At 47.2% G+C, this 23,607-nt stretch carries 21 protein-coding genes; 10 read left to right on the forward strand and 11 right to left on the reverse strand.

Annotated elements, in window-relative coordinates; translation table 11 throughout:
• Positions 1-113: 113 nt before the first annotated feature.
• Positions 114-2,507, reverse strand: a complete 2,394-nt coding sequence (locus FJD32_RS02835) for a TonB-dependent receptor (RefSeq protein WP_047536654.1) — start codon at positions 2,505-2,507, stop codon at positions 114-116.
• 306 nt (positions 2,508-2,813) lie between these two features.
• Here FJD32_RS02835 and FJD32_RS02840 point away from each other — a divergent pair, with 306 nt between their 5' ends.
• The 4 genes from FJD32_RS02840 (at position 2,814) to FJD32_RS02855 (ending at position 6,060) form a co-directional block, all read left to right on the forward strand.
• Positions 2,814-3,869, forward strand: a complete 1,056-nt coding sequence (locus tag FJD32_RS02840) for an alpha/beta hydrolase (RefSeq protein WP_099457363.1) — start codon at positions 2,814-2,816, stop codon at positions 3,867-3,869.
• A gap of 141 nt (positions 3,870-4,010) precedes the next feature.
• A complete protein-coding gene (locus tag FJD32_RS02845) occupies positions 4,011-4,586 on the forward strand; it encodes an LON peptidase substrate-binding domain-containing protein (protein WP_140907882.1) in 576 nt (191 codons plus the stop codon).
• A gap of 52 nt (positions 4,587-4,638) precedes the next feature.
• Positions 4,639-5,556, forward strand: a complete 918-nt coding sequence (locus tag FJD32_RS02850; RefSeq protein ID WP_140907883.1) for a pseudouridine synthase — start codon at positions 4,639-4,641, stop codon at positions 5,554-5,556.
• Between the two features lie 147 nt (positions 5,557-5,703).
• A complete protein-coding gene (locus FJD32_RS02855) occupies positions 5,704-6,060 on the forward strand; it encodes a hypothetical protein (RefSeq protein ID WP_140907884.1) in 357 nt (118 codons plus the stop codon).
• Position 6,061: 1 nt separating this feature from the next.
• On the opposite strand, the gene FJD32_RS02860 is transcribed toward FJD32_RS02855, so the two are convergent.
• Complete coding sequence (locus FJD32_RS02860) at positions 6,062-7,909, reverse strand: alkaline phosphatase D family protein (protein ID WP_140907886.1); 1,848 nt, start codon at positions 7,907-7,909, stop codon at positions 6,062-6,064.
• A 180-nt stretch (positions 7,910-8,089) separates the two neighbouring features.
• Here FJD32_RS02860 and FJD32_RS02865 point away from each other — a divergent pair, with 180 nt between their 5' ends.
• Genes FJD32_RS02865 through FJD32_RS02880 form a run of 4 tightly spaced genes read left to right on the forward strand, consistent with a single transcriptional unit; the run spans position 8,090 to position 11,351 of the window.
• Positions 8,090-9,010 (forward strand): SDR family oxidoreductase, encoded by a 921-nt coding sequence (locus FJD32_RS02865; protein WP_140907885.1) that lies wholly within the window; start codon positions 8,090-8,092, stop codon positions 9,008-9,010.
• Positions 9,011-9,012: 2 nt separating this feature from the next.
• Positions 9,013-10,296: a HAMP domain-containing sensor histidine kinase gene (locus FJD32_RS02870; protein WP_088586598.1), complete on the forward strand. Its 1,284-nt coding sequence runs from the start codon at positions 9,013-9,015 to the stop codon at positions 10,294-10,296.
• A complete protein-coding gene (locus tag FJD32_RS02875) occupies positions 10,293-10,838 on the forward strand; it encodes a response regulator (protein ID WP_037428969.1) in 546 nt (181 codons plus the stop codon). The genes FJD32_RS02870 and FJD32_RS02875 overlap by 4 nt, the downstream gene beginning before the upstream one ends.
• A gap of 36 nt (positions 10,839-10,874) precedes the next feature.
• Positions 10,875-11,351 carry a hypothetical protein gene (locus FJD32_RS02880; protein ID WP_122040775.1) on the forward strand — a complete coding sequence of 159 codons (477 nt, stop codon included), beginning with the start codon at positions 10,875-10,877 and terminating at the stop codon, positions 11,349-11,351.
• 44 nt (positions 11,352-11,395) lie between these two features.
• Here the strand turns inward: FJD32_RS02880 and FJD32_RS02885 are convergent, their stop codons facing one another.
• Positions 11,396-12,106 (reverse strand): SDR family oxidoreductase, encoded by a 711-nt coding sequence (locus tag FJD32_RS02885; RefSeq protein ID WP_088586599.1) that lies wholly within the window; start codon positions 12,104-12,106, stop codon positions 11,396-11,398.
• 24 nt (positions 12,107-12,130) lie between these two features.
• Positions 12,131-13,708, reverse strand: a complete 1,578-nt coding sequence (locus FJD32_RS02890) for a cryptochrome/photolyase family protein (protein ID WP_088586600.1) — start codon at positions 13,706-13,708, stop codon at positions 12,131-12,133.
• Positions 13,709-14,752: 1,044 nt separating this feature from the next.
• Between FJD32_RS02890 and FJD32_RS02895 the strand changes: the two genes are divergently transcribed.
• Positions 14,753-15,034, forward strand: a complete 282-nt coding sequence (locus FJD32_RS02895) for a hypothetical protein (protein ID WP_088586601.1) — start codon at positions 14,753-14,755, stop codon at positions 15,032-15,034.
• Here FJD32_RS02895 and FJD32_RS02900 read toward each other — a convergent pair.
• Entirely contained in the window at positions 15,018-16,226 is a 1,209-nt protein-coding gene (locus FJD32_RS02900) for an IS4-like element IS10A family transposase (protein ID WP_001206290.1), read from the reverse strand. The genes FJD32_RS02895 and FJD32_RS02900 overlap by 17 nt on opposite strands.
• Positions 16,227-16,350: 124 nt before the next feature.
• On the opposite strand from FJD32_RS02900, the gene FJD32_RS02905 reads away from it, so the two are divergent.
• Complete coding sequence (locus tag FJD32_RS02905) at positions 16,351-17,247, forward strand: GGDEF domain-containing protein (RefSeq protein WP_088586602.1); 897 nt, start codon at positions 16,351-16,353, stop codon at positions 17,245-17,247.
• A 277-nt stretch (positions 17,248-17,524) separates the two neighbouring features.
• Here FJD32_RS02905 and FJD32_RS02910 read toward each other — a convergent pair whose 3' ends face one another.
• From FJD32_RS02910 to fliB, 6 genes are all read right to left on the reverse strand, one after another.
• A complete protein-coding gene (locus tag FJD32_RS02910; RefSeq protein ID WP_088586603.1) occupies positions 17,525-17,989 on the reverse strand; it encodes a hypothetical protein in 465 nt (154 codons plus the stop codon).
• Positions 17,990-18,734: 745 nt separating this feature from the next.
• Positions 18,735-19,322, reverse strand: coding sequence for a DUF4375 domain-containing protein (locus FJD32_RS02915; protein WP_088586604.1), 588 nt, complete (start codon positions 19,320-19,322; stop codon positions 18,735-18,737).
• A 293-nt stretch (positions 19,323-19,615) separates the two neighbouring features.
• The gene (locus tag FJD32_RS02920) at positions 19,616-20,002 is read right to left on the reverse strand and encodes a DUF971 domain-containing protein (protein ID WP_055648060.1); all 387 of its coding nucleotides are present in this window, start codon (positions 20,000-20,002) and stop codon (positions 19,616-19,618) included.
• Positions 20,003-20,147: 145 nt separating this feature from the next.
• Positions 20,148-21,476, reverse strand: a complete 1,329-nt coding sequence (gene hslU / locus FJD32_RS02925) for an ATP-dependent protease ATPase subunit HslU (protein ID WP_055648059.1) — start codon at positions 21,474-21,476, stop codon at positions 20,148-20,150.
• A gap of 18 nt (positions 21,477-21,494) precedes the next feature.
• Positions 21,495-22,019 (reverse strand): ATP-dependent protease subunit HslV, encoded by a 525-nt coding sequence (gene hslV, locus FJD32_RS02930; RefSeq protein WP_011073856.1) that lies wholly within the window; start codon positions 22,017-22,019, stop codon positions 21,495-21,497.
• Between the two features lie 248 nt (positions 22,020-22,267).
• Positions 22,268-23,446, reverse strand: a complete 1,179-nt coding sequence (fliB, locus tag FJD32_RS02935) for a flagellin lysine-N-methylase (protein ID WP_140907710.1) — start codon at positions 23,444-23,446, stop codon at positions 22,268-22,270.
• Between the last annotated feature and the right edge of the window lie 161 nt (positions 23,447-23,607).

The following is a 23,607-nucleotide window of genomic DNA, read 5'->3' on the forward strand; positions in this document are numbered from 1 at the left end:
GGCGTAAGTAAATGAGTGAATTGTAAAGATTATAATCAGTTCACCGCCGTTAGAACATAAGCGATAGATATAAAAAAACAGGCCATAAATGGCCTGTTTTGATGGTTTGCGGCTTAGTAAGTGTACTTAGCCTCGAGGAAGTAGTATCCCCCATTAAAGCCAAACGGCGTGTTGGTTAATGGATAGACGAAAATACCATTGAAGTTATTGTCATCTGGGCGTTTTTCAGGATACACATCAAACAAGTTTTGCACACCAGCGGTGAAGCTTAAAGCATCGGTTGCGGCGTAGCGTACGGATAAATCCATCACCCATTGGTCGCTGTAATTCACATCACCCGTTGAGTAACCCACAGTGTAATCACCGAAATAGCTGAGGCGAATGTTAGTCTTAAAGTCACCTAATTCATGGGTCAGACCTAGGTTACCCGTATTGTGCGGCGTGGCCGAGGTCATGCGGGTTTGTTCGATATTATCGAAGAGTTTAGGGCCGAGTCCGTCCAAAATTTCAGGGAAATGAATATCTTGGATTTCAGTTTTGTTATAGGCGTACGCCAAGTTGGCGCGTAAATCGCCCCAAGAGCCGATATCAAAATCTTGGCTCACTACTAAATCGACGCCGCGAGTACGGGTATCGACGGCATTAATAAAGAAGCGCGCCGATTCTGCATTGGTATTGGCCAGCGCCGCGGCAACTGCGGGTGAGTCGTTTGGCGTCACTGAGCTTGAGAGGATAATCCTGTCATCGATTGAAATCTGATAGGCATCCAAGGTTAACGCTAAACCCGTATCATTGGTGTAGACCAAGCCTAAGCTGAAGGATTGCGACAGCTCTGGGTCGAGTTCGTTAATGCCAAGGGCCTTAGTGACTGGTGATAAGGTGTTGAAGGTGCCTGATTCGATAGGCACTAACTGGCCCGTAGTCGGATCAGGATTGAACAGGGTCGAGATATTGCTGAAGTACAGCTGTTGTACGCTCGGCGCTCTAAAGCCTGTGTTTACTGTGCCGCGCAGCGCTAAATGGTCAGTGAAGTCGTAACGACCCGCGAGCTTCCAACTGGTGTTGCCGCCAAAGTCTGAATAGTTTTCGTAACGTAGCGCCGCTGCCCAATAAAACTCAGTGGTTAATTGGTTTTCAAGCTCAACATAAACACCAGTATTGTCGCGAGTTTCATCGACTTCTGACTCAGGTGTAAAGCCGGTAAAACCTTGGCTGCCCGCTGCACGGTTATCATAACCGCCATTGATGTAAGAACCCGGTTCGCCTGCGTCAATCTGATAACCGTTTTGGCGCCAAGAGACACCCGTTGCCACTAAGATCTCTGAGTCATTGGCAAAGTTATAGTAGCGCGAGATATCGATGTTCAGGTTTGCTTCGCTGGTGGACAGGGTGCCCGCATCGAATTCCGTCGGGCTATCTGGGCCGAGTGATGCGTTTAGGGTGTTTACAATGTTGTATTCGAACGAGTTTCCGCCATAGCCCGCTGAAGTATCAATATTCCACTCGCCGAGATTGAACTCGTAGCCCAACACGAATGATGAGTCGATGATCTTAGGATTGATCTGCGGTAAAAAGCCGTCGGGATAAAGCTCGGTCAAGTTACGGGCATCGAGCGCGCGGCGATAAAATGCGCCGGATTTGGTTTCACGTTGGCTAATGCCACCAAATGCATAGAGTTTACTGTCGTTTGAGAAAGGCTGCGCCGCGTTGATAAATAAGCCTAAGTTATCGTATTCGGCGTCGCCCACTTGGTGGCTCTTACGGTTGAAAGTCGCTTCACGCGGATCAGTCGAACCGTCTGGCAGCTTAGGATATTGTTGGCGTGGATCTAAGCCAGCGCGGTTGGTGCTGTCTTTATGGTGGGCTTCGACGCCAATATTCACAAAACCGTCGTTGTTAAAACTCATCCCGTGGTTTACGCCAACGCGCCATTGTTCACCGTCACCCAGATAGGTTTGTCCGGCTTGAGCTGAGACGCTACCGCCTTGGTCGTTGTCTTTTAAGACTACGTTGATAACACCGGCAATCGCATCTGAGCCGTATTGTGCCGAGGCGCCGTCACGCAGGATTTCAATGCGTTTAATGGAGGTCATCGGGATTGCGTTCAAATCGACGTTAGATGAGCCCTTGCCGACAGTGCCGCTTAAATGCACCAGCGCTGAACCATGGCGGCGTTTACCGTTTACCAGTACTAGCGTGTGATCAGGCGACAGGCCGCGTAAGCTGGCAGGACGCACCGCATCTGAGCCATCGGTCACCGATGAGAAGGGGAAACTGTAACTTGGCGCGGCAAATTGCAGCGCCTTAGCAGTTTCGGTCATACCTGTGGATTCGAGTTGCTCCGCGGTAATGATATCGACGGGAGCAACGCTGTCGGTTGCGGTGCGCAGAGCGATCCGCGAGCCGACGACTTCAATTTTCTCAACGTTGCTGGCCTGTTCTTCTGCGTGTACGACAGGAAAAACCAAAGTTGAAGATACTGCTAATGCGATAACGGCTGGACGCATAAAACCTCTCAATGTGGATTAACCTTAAGCTGGAACGAAAACATTGAACCAACGAAAGTAACAATTCGATAGGGTGAAGGTTATCACTGTAACAATTGTTACATTTAGACGGAAAAGAACTAACTCAGAGCTTACTGTTCTAGATAATCATTTAAAGCTAGTCGAATATGTTGCCACTGCTCATGTGATTGGCTAAGTGAATAAAATCATCTAGATCCATTAGGTTTGCTGAAGGTTTATCGCGCTTGGCGGCTGTGTTTTAATGGCAGTAAACCTCAGGTTTGAGGCACTTTAAGGAGTTAAGTTTTGCCCGCATTACGCTTTCTTGCAGGTCCTACGGCCTTTAACATTATCAGGGAGCAAGGTCTGCATCCCGATGCTTTTACACAACTATTGGCGGCATCCGGTGGACCCAAATGGTTAGGGATTGCGGGGCTTGATAAGTATCTTTTTGCTGAATTTTTTAAAGATAGGCAAACGCCGCTATACACCTTAGGGGCATCCTCTGGCGCCTGGCGTTTAGCCTGTTTAGCACAGCAGGATCCACTACAAGCCTACGCACGTTTAGAGGATTACTACATTGGCCAACGGTATGAAACGATACCGACACCGCATGCGGTGAGCGAGCAGGTAAAGGGCATAGTCCAAGGAATTCTTGGCGAGACGGGTGGGCGCGAGATAGTCAATCATCCCTTTATTCACAGTCACTTAATTGCCTGCCGCGCTAAACACATCAATCGTCTTAGCCATAAATTGCCATTAGCGGCTGGGCTGGCGATGGCGGCAGCGACCAACCTCATTAGCCGCAAAACCTTGGGCTGGCATTTCGAGCGGGTGGTGTTTAGCCAACAAGTGGCAGCATCACCTTTTAAGCAACTTGACGATTTACCCAGCCAACAGGCGAGGCTCACCGAGGCCAATATGGATGCTGTGATGTTGGCAACGGGATCTATTCCATTAGTGCTTGCGTCAGTCTCACGGATTGATGGCGCGCCCGCGGGGCAATACTATGATGGCGGCATCACCGACTATCACTTCGATTTGCCCTTATCCCATACTATGGGATTGAACCTGTACCCGCATTTTTATCCCCATATGAGCCCTGGATGGTTCGATAAATCCTTGACCTGGCGCCGAGCGCGCACCAATTACCATAACGCCTTAATACTTGCGCCTTCGGCGGAGTTTGTGGCGTCACTGCCTTTTGGTAAGGTGCCCGACCGTGAAGACTTTAAACAACTGGATACTGCGCAGCGGATGCAGTATTGGCGCCGTTCTGTTGCCTTAAGCGAGCGGCTTGCTGACGAATTTGCCGAAGTGTATGCAAAGGGAAATATCGCAGCACACTTAGCGCCGCTGTAGGGTGAGAGGGGTAAACTCGGCCTAAATGCTTTTTACCGTCAGCGACTTTAGGAAGGAAATTATTTCTCCTGCTACACTCTAAATTAATAAGGTGTGGCTGATTTTTGAGCACATTCTTGTATCAGTGGGCAGGAGGTTGCTATGCAAACACGAGAAATGGCGTTAATTATGCGCGATGCCTTGTTGCTGCCACAGGGAAGGATTGAGGTCCGCGTGGTCGAACCGGGCCAATTGCGCATGGTCGCGGATGTGTTAAAAGGCAAATACGATTTGGCGTTTGCGGCGAGTAAGCCCAGCGGCAATCCGCCCTGTTATCCGACTGCGACACAGTGCGAGATTATCGATTTTAATCAGTTAGAAGATGATACCCTCAGCATCGTTTTAGAGGGGCGCCAAAGGGTTAGCATTCTCTCCGCGGCGCAAGCAAAAGATAAGCTGTGGATGTCCCGCACTTTGCCCTGTCAAAATTGGCAGGAAGAGCCGATACAAGGGGAGTTCGAACTGATCAGTGCTGCCCTTGAACAGTTTTATGAAGTAAATCCTGACTTACTGGAGTTGTATTCTCAAGTGCATTTAGAGGATGCGGCTTGGGTTAGCCAACGTTGGTTAGAAGTGCTGCCCATGTATAACCGCGATAAGCTGGTGTTGGTGAATCAGCCCGACTGCCATAAAACCATGGATTTTGTATTGCAACTTATCAAGTCCCATGTGGACTGAAAAACCACACCAAGGCTAAAATAGCGGCTCATTATCGCCGCTAGTTGTTTCTATGACTCAAACCGCCCGTGCCGCCCAACCTTCTTTTGTGGTTCTCCCCCTAGAAGTGGTTGATAAACCAACCGTATTTTCTTTTTTGATCGAGCATTATGCCCATATTGGCGAAGCGGTTTGGCGTCAGCGCATCCTCGATGGCAAAGTGCATTGGCAAGACGGTAGCTTGATTGGATTAGATACCGCCTATCGCCCAACGGCGAGGGCATATTACTACCGTGAAGTCCCAGTGGAAGCGAAAGTCCCCTTCGAGTCGCCGATTTTGTTTCAAGATGACAACCTTATCTTGGCCTACAAACCGCATTTTTTACCCGTCACCCCCAGCGGTGATTATGTGAATGAGTGCCTAGTGCACCGTTTACGCTTAAGCACTGGGATAGACACTATCGCCCCTGCCCACAGGTTAGACCGGGAAACCGCTGGCGTAATCCTGATGACGACTCGCCCAGAGACGCGGCATATTTATCATCAGCTATTTATCGATGATGCGATCCGTAAAGATTATCAAGCGATTGCCAAACTCACCCCTGAACTTTTGGCACAATATGCCAGTGGCGAATTAACTTTACCAAAGCATTGGACGGTCAAAAATCGCATGCAACGCAGCGAACCCAGTTTTACTATGAAAATAGTTGAAGGCATGGCAAATACTCACTCGGAGATAAGCTTGGTTGCGATTAAAGGCGAGTTTGGTTTATTTCATTTAAGCCCTATTACCGGTAAAACTCACCAATTGCGGGTGCATATGCAAAGTCTTGGTATGCCATTATTAAATGATCGCTTTTATCCGACATTATTACCTAAAGGGCCGGATGATTTTACCAAGCCACTACAACTCTTAGCGCAGCGATTACGTTTTGTCGATCCAATCAGTGGTCGCACGCACGATATTCAATGTGATGGATTAACGCTTTAGTCAGCGGAAAGCATTATTGCCACAATGAAAAAAGTGGGCTAGTGCAATATGATTGTGTGGTTTTCTCAGCGATGATAAGAATACAGACGGAATTACGCTCGCTAGCAGTAAGGAGTCTTGTATTGGTTGTTTGAGGGAAGTAATAGCATGACCAAATCTGCAATCATTTCAATTTTGCTCTGTCTCGCAGTGCTTTTAGGCGCCATGTATGTTGGTAACTGGACGAAACATCCTTATGTTCATGAGTTGACAACAGAGATCCGTAAAGCGAGTGCGGTAATCGAACCCAAAAAGCCAAGTGCAGAAATCATGCAGGAGGATGAGAGTAAAGCCGGATCGTCATCCTCACCAAAGGTCATTTGGGATCAGATGTTAGATAATACCTCGCCGCCAAAGCGCCCCGAGTCACAGCTATTTAATCAAAGCTTGCCCAAGCAAGAAGATAGCATGATAACGCCAGCTAATTCGGCAGTGGTTGAAAAGCGTGTTGAACCGTTGCAATAAACTATTCTTGCCTCGGTGGTTCGAACCGAGTTTCGCTCATATCCCCATGTAATACGGCAATTTTTGTGGGCTCGCCATTATCCGCTAATACCAAAATGCCGATGCCGCTGCGGTTGACTAAACGCTTGCTCCGTTCTCCATTTGGCCGTCTGCCCCGTAATGACATTCGCTTTCGCTTGGTAAATAGGTTCAATGGTGAGAAGTGGCCGTAAAGCCAACCATTGAGCTTGTCGAAAAGTGGCAGCAGTTTTTCGGGGAACTGGTTTTTAATCCCGCTACAGGTAATTTGGTAAATCTTTGGGCTGCTACGGCGAAAGCGAATGCTGATGTCATAGGCAAAGGAATAGTGCACATCCCCCGAGAGGATCACAAATTGCTCTGGGGTCTTGCGGTGCATAAAGATGCTTAGCAAAGCATTGGCTGCGCCCGGATGCGCCATCCAGTTTTCCGCATCAACCAGCAGCGAAGCGCCCATAAAAGTGGCCATGCGTTGCACCGCCTCAATCACTTTGACACCAAACATCGGCGCGGGCGAGACGATAATGACCTTAGATTGACCCAGTAGCGCCTGCTGTAAATCCATTAAGGCTTCCCAATCCATCAAGCCCGAGGGTTTGGCGAGATTCGATTCACTGCGCCAACGGCGGGTGCGAGTATCGAGTACAACCAGCTTGGGTGAGGTGTCTAAGCTGTAATGCCATTGCTCAAATGTCAGTAAGAGATCAATCAAGGCATCCTGAGTGTTAGGATCGGGGCGATTGAAAAACGCATCTAACTTTGGGCGAACCTCGGCATTAAATTTATCCGGTGCATTACCTAATCCTTGGAATAGGGTATAGGCAATCAAGGCATTACCAATGATTCGTTTAGAAAATGCATGACCGTAGGCGGCTTGTTCCCACTTGGCGGTGAGATTCCAATCATCGGTAATATCATGGTCATCAAACATCATATACACAGGGATATGCGCCATAAGGCGCCTAACCTGAGTGAGTCCCGCTTTAAAGGCCAGTAAGTTTTGCCATTCTTTTTGCCACCGCAGCTTGTTGGCGGCAGAGAGACCGTCGACATCCTTGGGTAAATCAACCAACTCCCATAGTTCGGGCGACCAAGTGAGTAGGTATAGGGCGATCATTTCACTCAGGCTAACTAAATGGTTTTCTGCGATGGATGAGGTAAATATCGGATGGTTGACATACCAGCGCCAAAGCGCAGTTTTGGCGGGATATTCGGTACGTGGCAGCAGCGTTTTATGGCGTAAGTACAAGCTATCGGCTTGATAACGGATTGCCTCGCTTCCCGCAATAGTGGCGCCGTGAAAGGCTTCATGGTGCAGGCCGAGTTTTTCGATCACCTGACCAATGGCGCATAACATGGGGCCAGCCACATCATCCACATAAACTTGATCGCCACTGAGCATTAACAGGGCTGGGCGCTGCTGCGAATCCTTATCGATAAGTGTTGCTAGCTTAGTATCGGCGGCGACTAAGGCATCCTCGCTATGGTGGTGGGGGTTGCGGCATGAGCCATGCCATACCTGTTTGAGTTCGGTGCAAAAGTAAACCTGGGGTGAGTCGGCACCGCTATAGTGCAATCCATTGACACCATTGAAAATATCGCCAATCCCCTTAGCCGAAACGCGGTATGGAATAGCCGTTTCAGGCGTAAGCAGTGTAGGTCGCGACACACTAATCAAATACTGAAAGGCGTGCTTGCCGAGTGGGATGCAATGCACTTCTTCCTCTGCTAACCCATAGCTTTGCTCCCCTAAGGCCAGCTGTAATTCAGTCAATGGCTCGCGGCTCACAAACCAGAGGGTAAAGTACGAGGCATCGCAGTGGCGCAGCATCGGGCCTGCGAGGATAAGGGGAAGTGCTTGAGTCAAATTCAGCCTTTTGTTGTTAATCAGGTCGAGTGGGATAAACCCAAATCAGCTTAAGTACGGGCAAATAAGAGTAAACAAGTGCGTTGAATATGAAAAGCTTTTAGAATTATCCGCCAAATGGGTGGCTAAGGAGTTTGGGACAATATGGCAAATATTATGGTGACGGGCGCAACCGGATTACTCGGCAGGGCGGTCGTTAAACAGTTAACTGCCGCAGGGCATCGGGTGATTGCCACCGGCTTTAGCCGCGCCGAAGCGAATATCCATAAACTCGATTTAACCCAAACTGTTGCAGTAGAAGCCTTTATTGCCCACGAACGGCCAGAGGTTATCGTGCACTGCGCCGCAGAGCGTCGCCCCGATGTGTCCGAGCACTCGCCTGAGCAGGCTTTGGCGCTGAATTTGAGCGCTAGCCAAACCCTTGCTAAGGCCGCTAAACAGCATGGAGCTTGGCTGCTGTATATCTCAACCGACTATGTGTTTGATGGCACAACGCCGCCCTATGCCGAAGATGCCGCACCCAATCCGGTTAACTTTTATGGTGAGTCTAAATTACAGGGCGAAACCTGTGTGCTGAATACCGACAGCAGTTTTGCGGTATTACGTTTACCGATCCTCTACGGCGAAGTGACTCAACTGAGCGAATCTGCGGTATTAGTGTTAATCAATCAATTGTTAGATAGCAGGCCACAGCGGGTAGATGCTTGGGCCATTCGCTCGCCGACCTCGACGGCGGATATTGCTGGCGCCATCGCTAAGTTGATCAAGCGGCAGTTACATGCTGCCGATGTGTCAGGGATTTATCATTTTAGTGCGCCGCAAACCATGACTAAGTACCAAATGCTACTGGGCTTAGGTGAGTTATTGGCAATTGATACTGCGCATTTAACTCCAGAAATGACACCGATGGATAGCGCTAAAAGGCCGCAGAACTGCACCTTAAGTTGCGGGCGTTTAGCGGCGCTGGGCATTTATTCTGAGTTGGAATTTAGCGCAGGGCTTAATCAGGCGCTCGCTCAATCCAGTGCAGCACTTGCGGCTGCTGGCCTTAAGCTTAAGGAATAATGATGGTTAAAATTTTAGGAGCGAATCTGCAAGCGGCCGACCAAGTCGCGCTGCTGCGCACCTTAGGTTTATTGCTGCAAATTGGTTTGACGTTGTTTGCCGCCGATACCTTTGGCCTGAGTTTGCAAATGGAGCCGCTCATGCACGTGTTTGTGCTGGAGGTGCTCTATCTTTCGCTCACATTAGCATTACGTAAACCCTTGTTTGCGAAAGAGCGCGGCCTGTTTATTGCCCTGAGTCTGGATACGTTGTTTTGGATTTCTTGGCTGTATTTTTCGGGCGGGGCGACCAATGCGTTTATTTCGCTATTATTGTTACCTATCGCCTTGGCTGCGGTCACATTGCCTATTTGGGCGCCTTGGAGCTTGACCGCGATATCAACGCTTGCCTATAGCCTGATGATTTTTACCGTGCCAGAGTCGCAGATGCAGCACCACGGCATGGATATGAGTTCCCACTATTTAGGCATGTGGTTTAACTTTGTGATTTCAGCTTTAGTGCTTACCACCAGTGTGGCGCTGATCGCCAAACGCATGCGCCGTCAGGATGCGCAGCTTGCCTATATGCGCGAAGGACAACTGCGGCAGGAACAGTTAGTGGCGCTCGGCACTGTATCGGCGCAAATGGCCCATCAATTAGCGACGCCACTCTCAACACTGCATTTATTGCTCGATGAATTAAGGGAAGAAACCCCCGAACCCTCAATAACCTTAGTTGAAATGGAAACTGCACTAGGGCGTTGTGAGCACACCTTGGCGGAGCTGCGATTGGCGACCGAGTCGATTCGTGACCGTCGTCAGCGGCCTCAAAATCTCACTGAGCTGGTGGCTGGATTAAAGCAGAAAACCCAGTTATTGATGCCGCAAACAGAACTCAATTGGTTGATAACCTGTGAGCCTAAGCTGCTAGAAGAAAAGCAGATCTTAACCGATATGAGCTTAACCCCCGCGATTATGGCCTTGATTGAAAACGCCGCCCGCGCCAGTGTCGAAACCATAGGTACTTCGCAGGTGGATATTAGCGTCGATTGTTCGCCAAGCGAGGGGCAGGCTTATTTGCAGATCCGTGATTATGGCGCGGGTATCGCCCCTTCATTATTGCCACAATTAGGCACCTTATTAATCGAAAGCCCTAAAGGCTTAGGCGTAGCCTTGTTACTGAGCCATGCTAGCTTGGAGCGTTTAGGCGCGGAGCTTATTCTGGCAAATCATCCCCAAGGCGGCACAGTGGCGCAAATTCGTTTTACACTCTTGGCGCCTAAAGTGCCAACTGGAGAAACAGTATGAAACGGCTATTGATTATTGAAGATGATCAAGCGCTTGCAGGTATTTTAGCGCGGCGTTTGACTCGCCATGGGTTTGAATGCCGTTTAAGTCACGATGCCAGTAGTGCCCTGCTGGTGGCGCGTGAGTGTTGCCCAACCCATATCCTGCTGGATATGAAATTGGCCGAGGCCAACGGCCTGAGTTTAATTGTGCCGCTGCGTAATTTGTTACCCAAAGTGGTGATGGTGCTACTGACGGGCTACGCCAGCATTGCCACCGCGGTGGAGGCGATTCGTCTTGGCGCGGATAACTATTTGGCTAAACCCGTCGATACCCAAACCCTGCTAGCTGCCTTTGAGCTTGATGCTTACCCTAATACCTTGCAAGAAGATGATGTTGACGACTCACCGCTTAATCCTAAACGGCTGGAGTGGGAACATATTCAGCAGGTGCTCAATGCTAATCAGGGCAATGTGTCGGCTACCGCTCGGCAACTGGGTATGCACCGCCGCACCTTGCAGCGTAAGTTATTAAAGAAACCGGTGAGTGAAACGGGCCGCTAAAGTAAACGAGCATTCGCTCAAGGAAGGAGGCGTGGAATGCGTGAGTATGATGGTGTTGAGGTGCGTTATTGCAGGCCCGATGCCGATTTAGCTAAAAGCTTGCAAGTGGTTGAAAATCTATTGGACTTTGCACCCGATCCGCTGCTGTTAGACTTTGATTTATCCTTTTGGGCGGGCGGTGCCGGGGTGCTTGATAAACTGGCGATCTCCTGCAATATCACGCCCGAGCAGTGGCAAACACTCAAGCAAAAGCTGGACTTATATTCCCCCGAAGAGATGGTTGCGAGGGATGATTGCCGCGAGGACTTTATCTGGTTAGTTGCCGACGATGAGGAGTGCAGTGATATTTTGGCGGCTTCGGCGCAGTTTATTAACGACAATAAAGCTGCCTTCCAAGAAACTTGCCTTGAATCCCATGCCATTTATTTTAGCTATATGAGCGATGTGAACGGCTGGACCGCCGTATGGGAGCAGGGCGGCCGCATCAATTATGCCTACTTTTGCCAGGGTTAAGAGGTGCCAAGGTTTATCTGTATCAGTGCTAAACGCTTGTCTCGCTACCAAGGCAGTTCTACCCCATCGTAGGCCAAAAATTGCCCTGTTTGAGTTGGGGTGGCATTGGTAATAATGCCCACTAAACACTGGGCTACGTACTCTGGTGTAAACAATTTATCTTTGGGCACACTCTGCTGAAAAGGTTTGGATAGTGGCGTATCCGTGGTGCCGGGATGCAGTGACAGCACCACGCAGTGTTTGATGCTTCTTTGCCATTCAATCGATAGCGTTTTGAGGAACATATTCAGCGCAGCTTTCGAGGCTCGATAACTGTACCAGCCACCCAAGCGGTTATCGCTAATGCTGCCGACTCTCGCCGAAATCACCGCAAATCTTGCCGACGCACTGCGTTTTAACGCTGGTTCAAAGTGCTTTGCCAGCATCATACTCGGCAGCGTATTTAGCTGGATATTGTGCAGGAAAAAGTCCCCATCGAGGGTCTGTAAGCTTTTTTCTGGCCCCTTATCCTCGGTGTGCAGCATGCCAATACAGTTAATCAGCCAATCTAACTGGGGGATATTTTGACTCAGTTGCTTAATTTCCTCCTCAAGGGTGATATCCAACTGATGCCAGATAACGCCATCGTCTCGCCCAGTATCTGGCCGATGCTGTTTATAGGTCGCATGAATAGTGGCTTCGGGATAGGTTTCGCCAAGCTTATTGACCATCGCTTGACCTATACCACCGCTGCCGCCCAGTACTAGAATATGCATGGCTTTTCTCCTCAATACTCAGTGTTATAGCCGTTCAAGTTGCGCTAGATGCTGTTCCGCAGTGGCCAACATCGCCTGTTTAACCGACTCCTCGGTGTTATCCCAAGTGCGGTAAAGCATGGCGATGCGTGGATTATGGGTGAGCTGTGCGCGGTGTTTATCCATAAAGCGCCAATACAGGCTGTTCAATGGGCAGGCTGATTCGCCGCTACGTTCTTTTATCTTGTAATGACAACTGCCGCAGTAATCACTCATTTTATTGATATAACTGCCGCTTGCGGCATAGGGTTTAGTGCCGACGATGCCGCCATCGGCGAATAGCGCCATGCCACGAGTGTTGGGCATTTCGACCCATTCAATCGCATCCACATACACGCCTAAGTACCATTTATCCACTTCATCGGGGGCGATTTCGGTCAATAAACAAAAGTTGCCAATCACCATTAAGCGTTGAATATGATGGGCATAGGCAAAATCCAGTGACTGAGATAAGGCGTGGTGCAGGCAATTCATTCGAGTCTTACCATGCCAAAAGTAGTCGGGCAGCTTGCGCGTGGCCTCGAGGGCATTAATGTTGGCGTAGTTGGGCATATTGGCCCAATAGATACCGCGCACATACTCACGCCAGCCGAGGATTTGTCGAACAAAGCCCTCGACCTGAGCTATCTCAATAAAAGGATTGGCATGATAGTGCTCAATCACCGCATTGATTACTTCTAATGTACTGATAAGTTTAGCATTTAGGCTAAAGGACAGCCGGCTATGGTACAGGCTCCACTGCGCCGGATGTTGCTGGGTCATCGCATCTTGAAACCGGCCAAAGGCGGGCAGGCAGTATTCACAAAAATACTGAAGTAATTCGAGGCTTTGTGCGCGGTTTATCGGCCAGAGTAAATGCGTATCCGCCTTGCCCATAGTATTAATCCCATGGCGTTGAAGACGCTCGAGAATGTCTTGCACATTGTGGCCAAACATCAAGGGTGTGGGTAATGATTTAATATCTTGGGATTTAAGCTTTTGCCTGTTGCTCGCATCAAAGTTCCACTGCCCACCAACGGGCTTGCCATCTGTCATTAAGATATTGAATCTTTTGCGCATTCGCCGATAAAAATGCTCCATCAGCCTGTGTTGCCCTTGGGGAAATTCCCTATCAATTTCGTCAAAGGGTAATAAAAAGTGCTCAGTATCGACGCAATTCACAACGGCATTGGCCAACTTCAACTGGCTTAATTGCACTAGGAGTCGATATTCGTCAGGCCGTTGATATTCAAACTTAATCGCCCCCGTTTCGGCGACAAAATACTCTAGCAATGCGTTGAGGTCGGCAAAGTCTTGGGTATCGTCGAGGGTGAGGTAACGCACTCGATGCCCCGCCGCGCCAAGCTCGCTGGCAAACTGCGGCATGGCACTGAAAAACGCGCAAATCTTTTGCACATGGTGGGTCAGATAGGTGTTTTCTTGATGCAACTCTGCAATTAAATACAGCACCTTGGGATCGACTTGCTGATACCAAGTATGCTGGGCATTAAGCTGATCGCCTAAAATCAGCCTAACCGTATGGAAGTGTTGTAATTGCTGCTGTGATTGCTGCCGTAATTGCATTAAGTGGACTCTGGTGGATGGTATTTGCAATTGAGGATTACGATGATATGGGTAGTTGGGATCAATCTGAAGGTTGCTTTAGGAGGGTAGTTTTATCACTGTGATTTGGGATTGATTTACTTCTTTGAGTGCCTAGGGCGTGTTGACGTTTCAGGGTTATTTTTGCAGCCAAATGCTGCCCGAAGGGCTCGTCTGGTAAGTGCTTGCGCTTACTTTCTGTCATAAGAGCCGCTCGTCATTTGAGTAGAATAACGACACATCATTCCTCGTTTCACGAGCATGTGCTTGCCAGAACGAACAAAATCCAATCTCGAAACGTCAACACGCCCTAATTTAGCTGACATTATTTAATCGCAAAGTCAAAATTGTGGAGCTTCACCCTCCTGATTTTCAACTTACTTCGATTAAGCATATCCTCCTTGCTAATGTTTTCACTCGCAGCCAAGACGCCCCTCACGGAGTTGAAAGCTCCTTGAGCATTAAGCGTGAGAATGCTATCGCGTCAGAGGTTTGTCTCTGATTTGACTAATATTATCTGGCATCTAATAGTCAGGATGACTGAATGTCGTGAAGTGCATGGTCAAAGATCTTCCATATATCATGCTGATATTCTCCATTACCCTTTGGAGCAGATACAAGATAAGGCCACGACTTGCTCACGCTACTAACGCTAATGTCCTGCGGCGACCTCGAGGGGATGGTATATCCTTTAGCCTCTGAGGCTATTAAGTCATTGTTCTGGCGTAAAAGTATGCCCGAACTTTCTCACTTTATTTTTGACGAATTTACGTTGTATAGCTCACAATAAAAAATAGCGATCACATGTTACATATGTAGTGAGTTGAATCCTCTAGTGTATGAAGAAGGTTTATGAGCTTAATGCATTGAAAATATTAATATTTAACTTGGTTGCATTGCGTTCTACCAAAATGGCTAAAAGTATCGATTGAAGTATTAGATCCAAATCACCGTCTCTTTATTATCAGTTGTAATGACAATAGTCCTTTAGAGGCCAAAAATTTTAAAAAGAGAATTTATTACGCTATGAAGGCATTATCGAATGAGAAAAAACAGACATTACTTACGAGGACCCGCCAATTTAAGGACTCTGAGTTAGAAAGTCGTTTTATTGGCGTAAAAATAAATCAAGACAAGCACATTGCTAGACTGCTACTTGCCGTCATTGCATTAGTGTTATCTATCCTGCTCTGTTTTGACCATATGGTTATCAAGCAGCAGTACTGGCCTGCGATAGCCTTAGTTTGGCGTGGCGGATTAGTCATTTGCTGTATAGCGCTGAAGGATCCCCTCATAAATCAGCCATAGCATAGCCATATTTGAGCAACTGATTGGCGAATAATACCCAGGCCGCCAGCAATTCTTTCTCCGTGATTTGATAATCAGGCCGCCTGAGCACCTCCAATCCCAAGCGAATCGTTGAGAGTACCGTTCGATGCCCAATGGTATTGGCCTGAAAATGCTTATCCCAGCCCTGTTGCTGTGCGTGTAAACCAACTAGCCACAACAGGCATTGAACCATCAACGCTATCAGTAGGATGATGTCGAATCGCTCTGGACTGTTGGTACGACTTTGGCGTAAGCCAAAGCCGTATGCCGGGCTTTTGAGGTCACGAAAGGTTTCCTCTATTTGCATACGTTTGGCGTACAGGTTTACCAGCTGCTTTGGGCTCCGAGATTCTGGTGGTAAATTGCTGGCTAACACCCAAGGCTCTTTCGCCGATGTTGAGTACGTTTTTGCCGATGGATGGTGGCAATTAGTCCTCGTTGAACGCTGATTTGTACGCCCCTTAGGTTTGCTACGATAAAGCGTGAGATGGCAATTGATAGGGTTAGTTTTGGTCAAGGTCTTACAACCCAGGCTCTTCGCTTGACCGTTGGCCAAGTCATGTGTACTGCGAACTGCACGCCAATTTTCAGCGCCAATATCTGCAAATTGAACTGTACCGCGAATACGGCTTAGCCAAAACCAACCATGCGCCTCAACCTCTTTGTACCAAGGCACTTTGAACCCCGCGTCAGTCACGATGAGAGGGGTAACATGCAAAGGTAAAATCTTGGCTAAGTCCGCTAAAAAACCGTTGTGGGAGGCCTTAGAGCATTGTTCTGATAGGGGATAGGACTTCTCATACAGGGTAATAGAGCGGCCATTGAAGGCTATTGAGGCGCGCAGAGCCATGATGCGTTTATGCTCTCGGATGTCTGACCAATCGACGAGCACAATCGGCATAGGGTTACCAGAACAGATGAGGCTGGCATGCCATTGGTAGACAGCTAACCGTTCTTGATGCAGATGCGTGTTGCCGAGCAAACGATCAATGCGCTTGATGTTGTGCTTGGTTCGGGCCGTGGTTGGTAAATTTCGACCTAACTCAGTCAAGGTCAGTGTCTTACATTCAATCAGTGCCTTAGAGGCCAGCATCAAGCTGTTTAATCGTTTTAGGTGAAGTTCTGGGCAGTATTGGTGTAAAGAATGTTGTAGGATATTGGCTTCGCGCATCTTGTTGTCCAAGTGTAGTTTTTAGCGAAACCATTTGATCATGCAACAAGATGCGCTTCCACTCTAATTTGATGATTTATTTGTAAATCATCAGGGGATTCTTCAGTGTATAGCGGCTATTTTTATGTTGCGTCATTTAAAAAATGTCGCTTCCTTTAGGGTGGTGACTTTTATACTGACAGCATTTATTTTTGCGAATTTACAAGGCATGGTATTGATTTATAAAGACGATTATTTTCTCCATGCTTTATTTGATATTATCATTGTAATTGCAATTTATTTTTCAACACTATTTAATGTGTTACTGTCGATTTTTTTATGTTCTTTATATTCCTTGACCGGTTTTTTAATTATTTATGTATCGAAAGATATTGACGCCTATTCTTTATTTATTGTTGGCATGGGATATCTTGCTACAAATTTAACCGGTGTGATTATCTCTATTCATGAGCATACCCTAAAGCGACGTTTTTATTACAGAAAAGAGTGTCTACAAAATTTTGCCGCAGATATGAAAAACATGGCATTTCAGGATCCACTTACTAAGATTAACAATCGAAGAGCATTCTATGAGTCGTTTGTGACATATCAGAGAATGGCAAACAGGTTTAGAGGCTCTGACAGTGATGTCTACTTTGTATTAGCAGATATTGATTATTTTAAGAAAATCAATGACGAGTATGGTCATGACGTTGGCGATCAGGTTTTAGTTTGTTTTGCCCATTTCTTAAAAAATTCAATCCACTCAACCGACCAAGTGTATCGATTTGGTGGTGAAGAGTTTTTGCTTATATTTGAAGGTTATTGCTATCAAAGTGCAATACAACGGACTGAAGAATTAATTAAAGCGCTTAATGAAAAGCCGCTGAAGCTTGATGATTTATCCATTGCGGTTACAGCGAGTTTTGGCTTGGCTGTGTTGAAGGATTCTGACACTGATATCAGCGTAGTATCACGTGCCGATAAAGCATTATATCAAGCAAAGAGAAGTGGGCGTAATCGACTTTGTACAATGGAATAATATATGCGTCTTTTTATTTTCAAAAAACAATAATGCAATATGGACACTCAGCCTTAATGACGACTTGCTTATACCAAGTATGCTGGGTATTAAGCTGATTGCCTAAAATTAGCCTGACCGTATGGAAGTGCTGTAATTGCTGCTGTGATTGCATTAGGTGGACTCTGGTGGATGACTATTGCAATTAAGGGTTACGGTGAAATGGGGAGCGGGATCAGCGCAAAGTCGTTTTAAGCGAAACCCTCGCCCTTTATTCGGTGAGGGTTGGCGGCAAAATTTAACCTTGATTCTTGGTCAATTCAACAGGTATCAGGGCTTTCATCGGCGTTGCACTAACCGAGAGTAGCTCACCTTTGTGGTAAACAAATAAGGTGAGGACGCTCTCCAACGTTGTCTCAGTGGCGTAGGTTGTCAAAATTGTCGTTGAGCAGCTCTCTTTAGCACAATCAATCGGCAACAGTTTTGGGGAGAAGGAAGCTTGACTGATATCTACCGATTCGTTGTCGCGAGTGATATGTGCTAACTTTGCTGTTTTATCCAAGTCAAGGCTATTTGAATAAATCACTTTGCCGTCTTCAGTCCATACCTGCAGTGTTGCTTTATCATTACCTATATCTTGAATAATTTTCTGGCAGTACCCTTCTTTGCAGGGCGGTAACTTATCGTTGGCCACTGTTTGGATGGAAAAGCATGTACCCCAAAAAACAGTGGCTAGCATCAAAATTAAATTGTGTGATTTCATATAATTCCCTTTAATGATGAGTAGATAGAGACTGTGTTATCTGAAACTGCTCGAAAAATGCCCAATATGAATATCGTTATCATAGCAATTTGTCAATAAGCGTTGGTGTGGCTTAAGCGATTAAGCACCTAAGTTCTTAAACGCTGCCAGCAGTGGTCGCTAGGAGTTACTTTGGTGCCGCTTTGCATTGAAATGGGTAGTGCGCCTTCGCTGACCTAAAATAGTGCTACGAAGGCAAGGGTTTCATGCCGTTTCATTGGCTGACAATGACGCTTCATTGAAAGATATGGAAAGATAGGACATGCAAAACTCTTTTAGATTAAAGCTTACACAGAAGTTACAGAATACACATACCCTCGGAGTTGCCATAGGGCATTTGCGTTCGTTGCGTGAGCGAGGCATGGTCGTTCATGTGCATCTGATCCATAAGGAAATGGAAAATGTCAGTATGATGTATGGAACATCATTGACCATGCACTTCACGACATTCAGTCATCCTGCCTATCAGAGGCCGAGATAGCGTCAGTCGAATCAGGGCCGAGCGTCTGACGCGATAGCATAAGGATGCTTAATGCCCAAGGGGCTTTCAACTCCGTTGGGGACGCCGGGGGATATCCAAAAGGGGAACAGGCGCTTTTCTCCTTTTGGTCGGGTATGGGGTGAAGCCCCACGACTTTAAACTTAAAAAGACTACTGAAAGGTATTGCTTAATTACTTGCGTAAAGTATTCAAAATAAACCCGCAATCATTCGATTGCGTTAACCAATCCAGTTTGTATTGCATAGCTCTCTAGCTTGATATCAAGATTATCCAAATCTTGATAAAACTCATCATCGAGTTGATTGAGTCGGGCTTCGGCGACTGAATTATCGGTTGCGGCGAGGCGTTGGTCTCTGTCAGTTGGCACGGGAAGGTCGCCAAATACCGCCCGTTTAGCCTGTTGTAATAGAGCTAATGAGTGCAAAGCGCCAATTTGCTGAAGGCCGCGCTCGGCAACAGCATAATGCTCACCCGATGAGTTATCGAAATACTGGATAAAGCCGCCGTTGTAGACTTCGCCCGAAAGACAATTGACTGCGTAATAGTGCTGCGCCGCTTCGCTTAGCGTGTGAAAGCCCTGCTTATCGTTATGCACCTGCACCACTATCTCTCGCCACAGGGCTCTAAAAGGGCAGGTTTTATCTAATTCCCGCTCCTTTTGGTAATAGGCTTTTGCCTGCTCGATATTTTCACGATTGCCAGTTTTGCAGGGCATACATAAGCCCGCGTTGCGCTCGGCAGTGCTGGGCATGATTAAGGTTTGGCAGGCTGTGCAAGGGACTTTTTCCGACATTATCTTTCCTTAGATATTCAGGTCAGCAAGAGAAGTAACAGATTCACAAACGACCCATTGTAAAATGACCTGTTTTTAGAGTTAAAGCATACGCAGAGATTAGTGGAATTAAGCATTGGTATGGAAGTGACCGTTGGCGGCATGGATGCCGCCGTCGAGCCTATAGGGATATATTTACGGCGTGTCACTGGAATAACTGTGCTTAATCTATGGCCGAATACTCTTAAACATCTGTCGTTAGCTGTAATGTAATTGTTTAAATATCACAATTAACAGCCAGCTATCCTAATTTATTAGTTGTACTTTATTTTCATCGCAATCAGGGGTTCGCGAGAAGCCTTTTCGGCTCGCAGGCGTGCTAAGTACTTTTCCCATAATTCCACTTGGTGAGTGGCGAGATCGTAAAGCACTTGCCAGGAAAACAGCCCGGTATCGTGGCCATCGTCGAAGACGATTTTTACCGCGTAGTTACCTACGGGTTCGATGCTGGTGATATTGACGTTTTTCTTATGGGTGACCAGCTTAGGGTTACCGTGACCATGCACTTCGGCGGAGGGAGAATAGACGCGTAACATCTCACAGGTGAGTTGATACTGCTCGCCGTTATCGAAGCTGATTTCTAAAATGCGCGATTTACGCTTGAGCTTAAGATCGGTGACATTGGGTGTGCTAGTGGTCATAGGTAGTGCCAAGAAAATGCTGAGAATGGACAAGCTGTAACATAACAATTTGTGGCTAAGGTTACAAAGTGTAAGCCTTAGCCACTGTCACAATTTCGAACTTATCTCCGCCATATATGCATGGCAGATGTTGTGTGCTAATCGCTTAGAGGATAAAGCGGCTTAGGTCTTCGTCTTGAACCAGATTATCTAAGTGAGCACTCACATAATCGGCATCAATCACAAATGAGCTGCCAGACTTGTCAGACGCCTCATAGGAGATATCTTCCATCAGCTTTTCCATTACGGTATGCAGACGACGGGCACCAATGTTTTCGGTGCGCTCGTTCACCTGCCATGCCGCTTTGGCGATGCTCTCAATACCTGATTCGGTAAACTCAATGGTCACGCCTTCGGTCGCCATCAGCGCGATATATTGCTCGGTCAGTGAGGCATGTGGCTCAGTTAAAATGCGTTTAAAATCATCGGCTGATAGCGCATCTAGCTCAACGCGGATCGGTAAACGGCCTTGTAGCTCAGGGATTAAATCCGATGGTTTTGACATCTGGAATGCGCCCGACGCAATAAACAGAATATGGTCGGTTTTCACCATGCCGTGTTTAGTGGTTACCGTGCAGCCTTCGACTAAAGGTAATAGGTCGCGCTGTACCCCTTCGCGGGAAACGTCTGGGCCTGAGGTTTCGCCACGCTTACAGATTTTGTCGATTTCGTCGAGGAACACGATACCGTGCTGCTCAACCAATTCAATGGCTTGCTCTTTTAAATCTTCTTGATTTACCAGCTTGGCCGCTTCTTCTTCGATCAACAGCTTAAAGGCTTCTTTGATCTTCATCTTGCGACGTTTTGCCGGTGCTTGGCCCATGTTTTTAAACAGGCTTTGCAGTTGGTTGGTCATTTCTTCCATGCCGGGCGGTGACATGATTTCAATACCAATTTGTGGCTGGGCCACGTCGATATCGATTTCTTTGTCATCTAATTGGCCTTCGCGCAGCTTCTTACGGAAGATTTGACGGGTATTGGAGCTGGTATCGCTTTCCGTGTTATCCCAGTCATTTTTCGGCTTGGGCAGCAGGGCATCGAGAATGCGCTCTTCAGCGTGTTCTTCGGCGCGTTGGCGGCATTTGCCCATTTGCTGCTCGCGGGTCAGCTTGATGGCGATGTCGGTTAAATCACGGATGATTTGCTCGACTTCTTTACCCACGTAACCCACTTCGGTGAACTTAGTGGCTTCAACCTTGATAAATGGGGCATTCGCGAGCTTTGCCAAACGGCGGGCGATTTCAGTTTTACCTACGCCGGTTGGGCCAATCATCAGAATGTTTTTTGGGGTAACTTCTTGACGGAAATCGGCATCTAGCTGCATGCGGCGCCAGCGGTTACGCAGGGCGACGGCGACGGAACGTTTGGCCTTTTTCTGGCCGATAATGTGGGCATCCAGCTCGTGGACAATCTCACGGGGGGTCATTTCAGACATAATATTCCTCACGCCCTGTTAGTAATTAAGTTCTTCAATTGTCTTGAATTGATTGGTGAATACGCAGATATCGCCTGCAATAGTCAATGACTTTTCAGCAATTTCCAGCGCCGATAATTCGGTATTTTGCAGTAGTGCTAACGCCGCCGCTTGGGCATAGTTACCGCCCGAGCCAATGGCGACTAAATCATGCTCTGGCTGCACTACGTCACCATTACCTGTGATGATAAGTGAGGCTTCGGCATCGGCGACCACAAGCATGGCCTCGAGTTTGCGCAGCATACGGTCGGTACGCCAATCTTTGGCAAGTTCAACAGCCGAGCGTAACAGGTGACCTTGGTGCATCTCGAGTTTGGACTCGAAACGCTCAAATAGGGTAAAAGCGTCGGCGGTGCCGCCAGCAAAACCTGCCAACACTTTGTTGTGATACAAGCGACGCACTTTTTTGGCGTTACCTTTCATCACGGTATTGCCTAGGGAGACTTGGCCATCGCCGGCGATGACAACTTGGTTATTACGGCGTACTGATACGATAGTGGTCACTTTTGAATCCTCTTCTCTTGCCCGCAATGAAAATCCTGCGGTGGATGATGGAGTAAATATGGGGATGGATAGTCAGAATTCAAGTTATTGCAGAAAAAGCCAATGGGGTTTACGTGTTCGCGCGCCTTTTGCAACAAAATAACAGCTTACAGAGAAATGGCGGCCTGCTTCAGTCTTGCTACGACTGAAGCGTCGGCTGATTCGCAAAGACTGCCGTTGGCGCTATTTCGGCAGTCTCTCCTGGGCGATCACGAGGTTTTTAATAGACTGATGGCGGCGGGAATACTATCAATACCACATTCTTGTAGGGTCTGATTGATGCCCTGGGCAAATTTCGCTTTATGTTGGCGCACAACGCTATAGAGCTGAAAACACAGCACTATGTCACTTTCTGTCAGTCCATTATTTTTAAATGCCATGGCAGATAAGTAACAGCGGATCATAAAGCAATCTATCACGAGCAGGCGAAATGCCATCCAAGGCTGCTGTGAATCACTCATGGGGAAATGCTCATGGTAAAGCGAATATAAAATATAACGGTCAAATAAATCCTGATAATTGCTCAACGCAGGCAAGGCTTTTTCTTCCCACGCTTTATTTAAATCGTCAATTTGATATTGATTACTATCATTACATAACAAACCAATTGCATCATTAAGCGAGGTAAAACGAGGCTTTAAGCTTCTTGAGTGAAGTTTGCATAATTGGTCATGTATCGACACAAAAGCATGGGTTTGAGGCTGTGGTGTGTAGGGTATTTTTTGATATTGCTCATCGATTTGATTGGTTTGGGCCAGCAAGATTAATTGTTCAAAACGCTGATCTATTTGTGCAATAGGAAGAGTATTTTGCCTCACTTGGTCACTGACTTTTACCAATAATCCTATAGCCATGAGTGCCTGTTGCCAATCCACACCCATATTAATTAATAAATCCAAACTGTAATCGTAGGTTTTTTCTAACCATGCAGGATTGGCCGCGGTTGGACGTTTGGCGCCACCGCTCTTTGCCTCAAATTGAAATGCATTGGCGTCAAATAGCACCTGACGGGCAGCTTCAGGGCAAGATATCGTTAAACTTTCGTATTTAGTGGTTGCGATAACATTGTCACTACGAGGATAGGTTTTACAGGTGTGGCTTAAGGCTGTTTCACCCGCAGCCGCATGGATGGCACACAACTTCTGCTCGTTTACAAACGGGCATATTCCATTGGCGTTAAGTTTGATTTTTGCCCACTGATTAGCATCGGTTTTGGTTTCAATAAATGCCTCTTTGGCAAGCGAAGCGAGTTTTGGATGGTTAAGGGTATTTTTGTAGCTTTTTTTGTCAAAAATGATGGTCCAGTCATGGCAGCAACTGTCTTCACATGCGGCACCTATACAACTGAATTGTGAAGCGTAGCCTGGTGTAACAATGAGATTATTCATTGGCGTTTATTCATCTGAGTGTTCCATAAACAAAAAGGTAACAAATCTATAGGATTAAGGCCAATCTTTGGTGAGTTTGACAACCACATGTAAAAGGAATCTTAGTGTCTGCCCGCAATGAAAATGATGCGGAGGAAAACAAAGTCACTATAGGATGGATA

It is taken from the genome of Shewanella sp. LC6, from assembly GCF_006385735.2.
GTDB classification, from domain to species: Bacteria; Pseudomonadota; Gammaproteobacteria; order Enterobacterales; family Shewanellaceae; genus Shewanella; species Shewanella xiamenensis.

What these genes read in the sequence shown, in the direction of transcription:
- FJD32_RS02870 (WP_088586598.1), top strand. Translation starts at nt 9,013, where the DNA reads ATGGTTAAAATTTTAGGAGCGAATCTGCAAGCGGCCGACCAAGTCGCG.
- FJD32_RS02835 (WP_047536654.1), bottom strand. Translation starts at nt 2,507, where the DNA reads ATGCGTCCAGCCGTTATCGCATTAGCAGTATCTTCAACTTTGGTTTTT.
- FJD32_RS02875 (WP_037428969.1), top strand. Translation starts at nt 10,293, where the DNA reads ATGAAACGGCTATTGATTATTGAAGATGATCAAGCGCTTGCAGGTATT.
- hslU (WP_055648059.1), bottom strand. Translation starts at nt 21,476, where the DNA reads ATGTCTGAAATGACCCCCCGTGAGATTGTCCACGAGCTGGATGCCCAC.
- FJD32_RS02880 (WP_122040775.1), top strand. Translation starts at nt 10,875, where the DNA reads ATGCGTGAGTATGATGGTGTTGAGGTGCGTTATTGCAGGCCCGATGCC.
- FJD32_RS02890 (WP_088586600.1), bottom strand. Translation starts at nt 13,708, where the DNA reads ATGCAATTACGGCAGCAATCACAGCAGCAATTACAACACTTCCATACG.
- FJD32_RS02910 (WP_088586603.1), bottom strand. Translation starts at nt 17,989, where the DNA reads ATGAAATCACACAATTTAATTTTGATGCTAGCCACTGTTTTTTGGGGT.
- FJD32_RS02860 (WP_140907886.1), bottom strand. Translation starts at nt 7,909, where the DNA reads ATGCTGCGCCACTGCGATGCCTCGTACTTTACCCTCTGGTTTGTGAGC.
- FJD32_RS02915 (WP_088586604.1), bottom strand. Translation starts at nt 19,322, where the DNA reads ATGTCGGAAAAAGTCCCTTGCACAGCCTGCCAAACCTTAATCATGCCC.
- FJD32_RS02920 (WP_055648060.1), bottom strand. Translation starts at nt 20,002, where the DNA reads ATGACCACTAGCACACCCAATGTCACCGATCTTAAGCTCAAGCGTAAA.
- FJD32_RS02900 (WP_001206290.1), bottom strand. Translation starts at nt 16,226, where the DNA reads ATGCGCGAAGCCAATATCCTACAACATTCTTTACACCAATACTGCCCA.
- FJD32_RS02855 (WP_140907884.1), top strand. Translation starts at nt 5,704, where the DNA reads ATGACCAAATCTGCAATCATTTCAATTTTGCTCTGTCTCGCAGTGCTT.
- fliB (WP_140907710.1), bottom strand. Translation starts at nt 23,446, where the DNA reads ATGAATAATCTCATTGTTACACCAGGCTACGCTTCACAATTCAGTTGT.
- FJD32_RS02905 (WP_088586602.1), top strand. Translation starts at nt 16,351, where the DNA reads ATGTTGCGTCATTTAAAAAATGTCGCTTCCTTTAGGGTGGTGACTTTT.
- FJD32_RS02895 (WP_088586601.1), top strand. Translation starts at nt 14,753, where the DNA reads ATGAAGGCATTATCGAATGAGAAAAAACAGACATTACTTACGAGGACC.
- FJD32_RS02845 (WP_140907882.1), top strand. Translation starts at nt 4,011, where the DNA reads ATGCAAACACGAGAAATGGCGTTAATTATGCGCGATGCCTTGTTGCTG.
- FJD32_RS02850 (WP_140907883.1), top strand. Translation starts at nt 4,639, where the DNA reads ATGACTCAAACCGCCCGTGCCGCCCAACCTTCTTTTGTGGTTCTCCCC.
- FJD32_RS02885 (WP_088586599.1), bottom strand. Translation starts at nt 12,106, where the DNA reads ATGCATATTCTAGTACTGGGCGGCAGCGGTGGTATAGGTCAAGCGATG.
- FJD32_RS02865 (WP_140907885.1), top strand. Translation starts at nt 8,090, where the DNA reads ATGGCAAATATTATGGTGACGGGCGCAACCGGATTACTCGGCAGGGCG.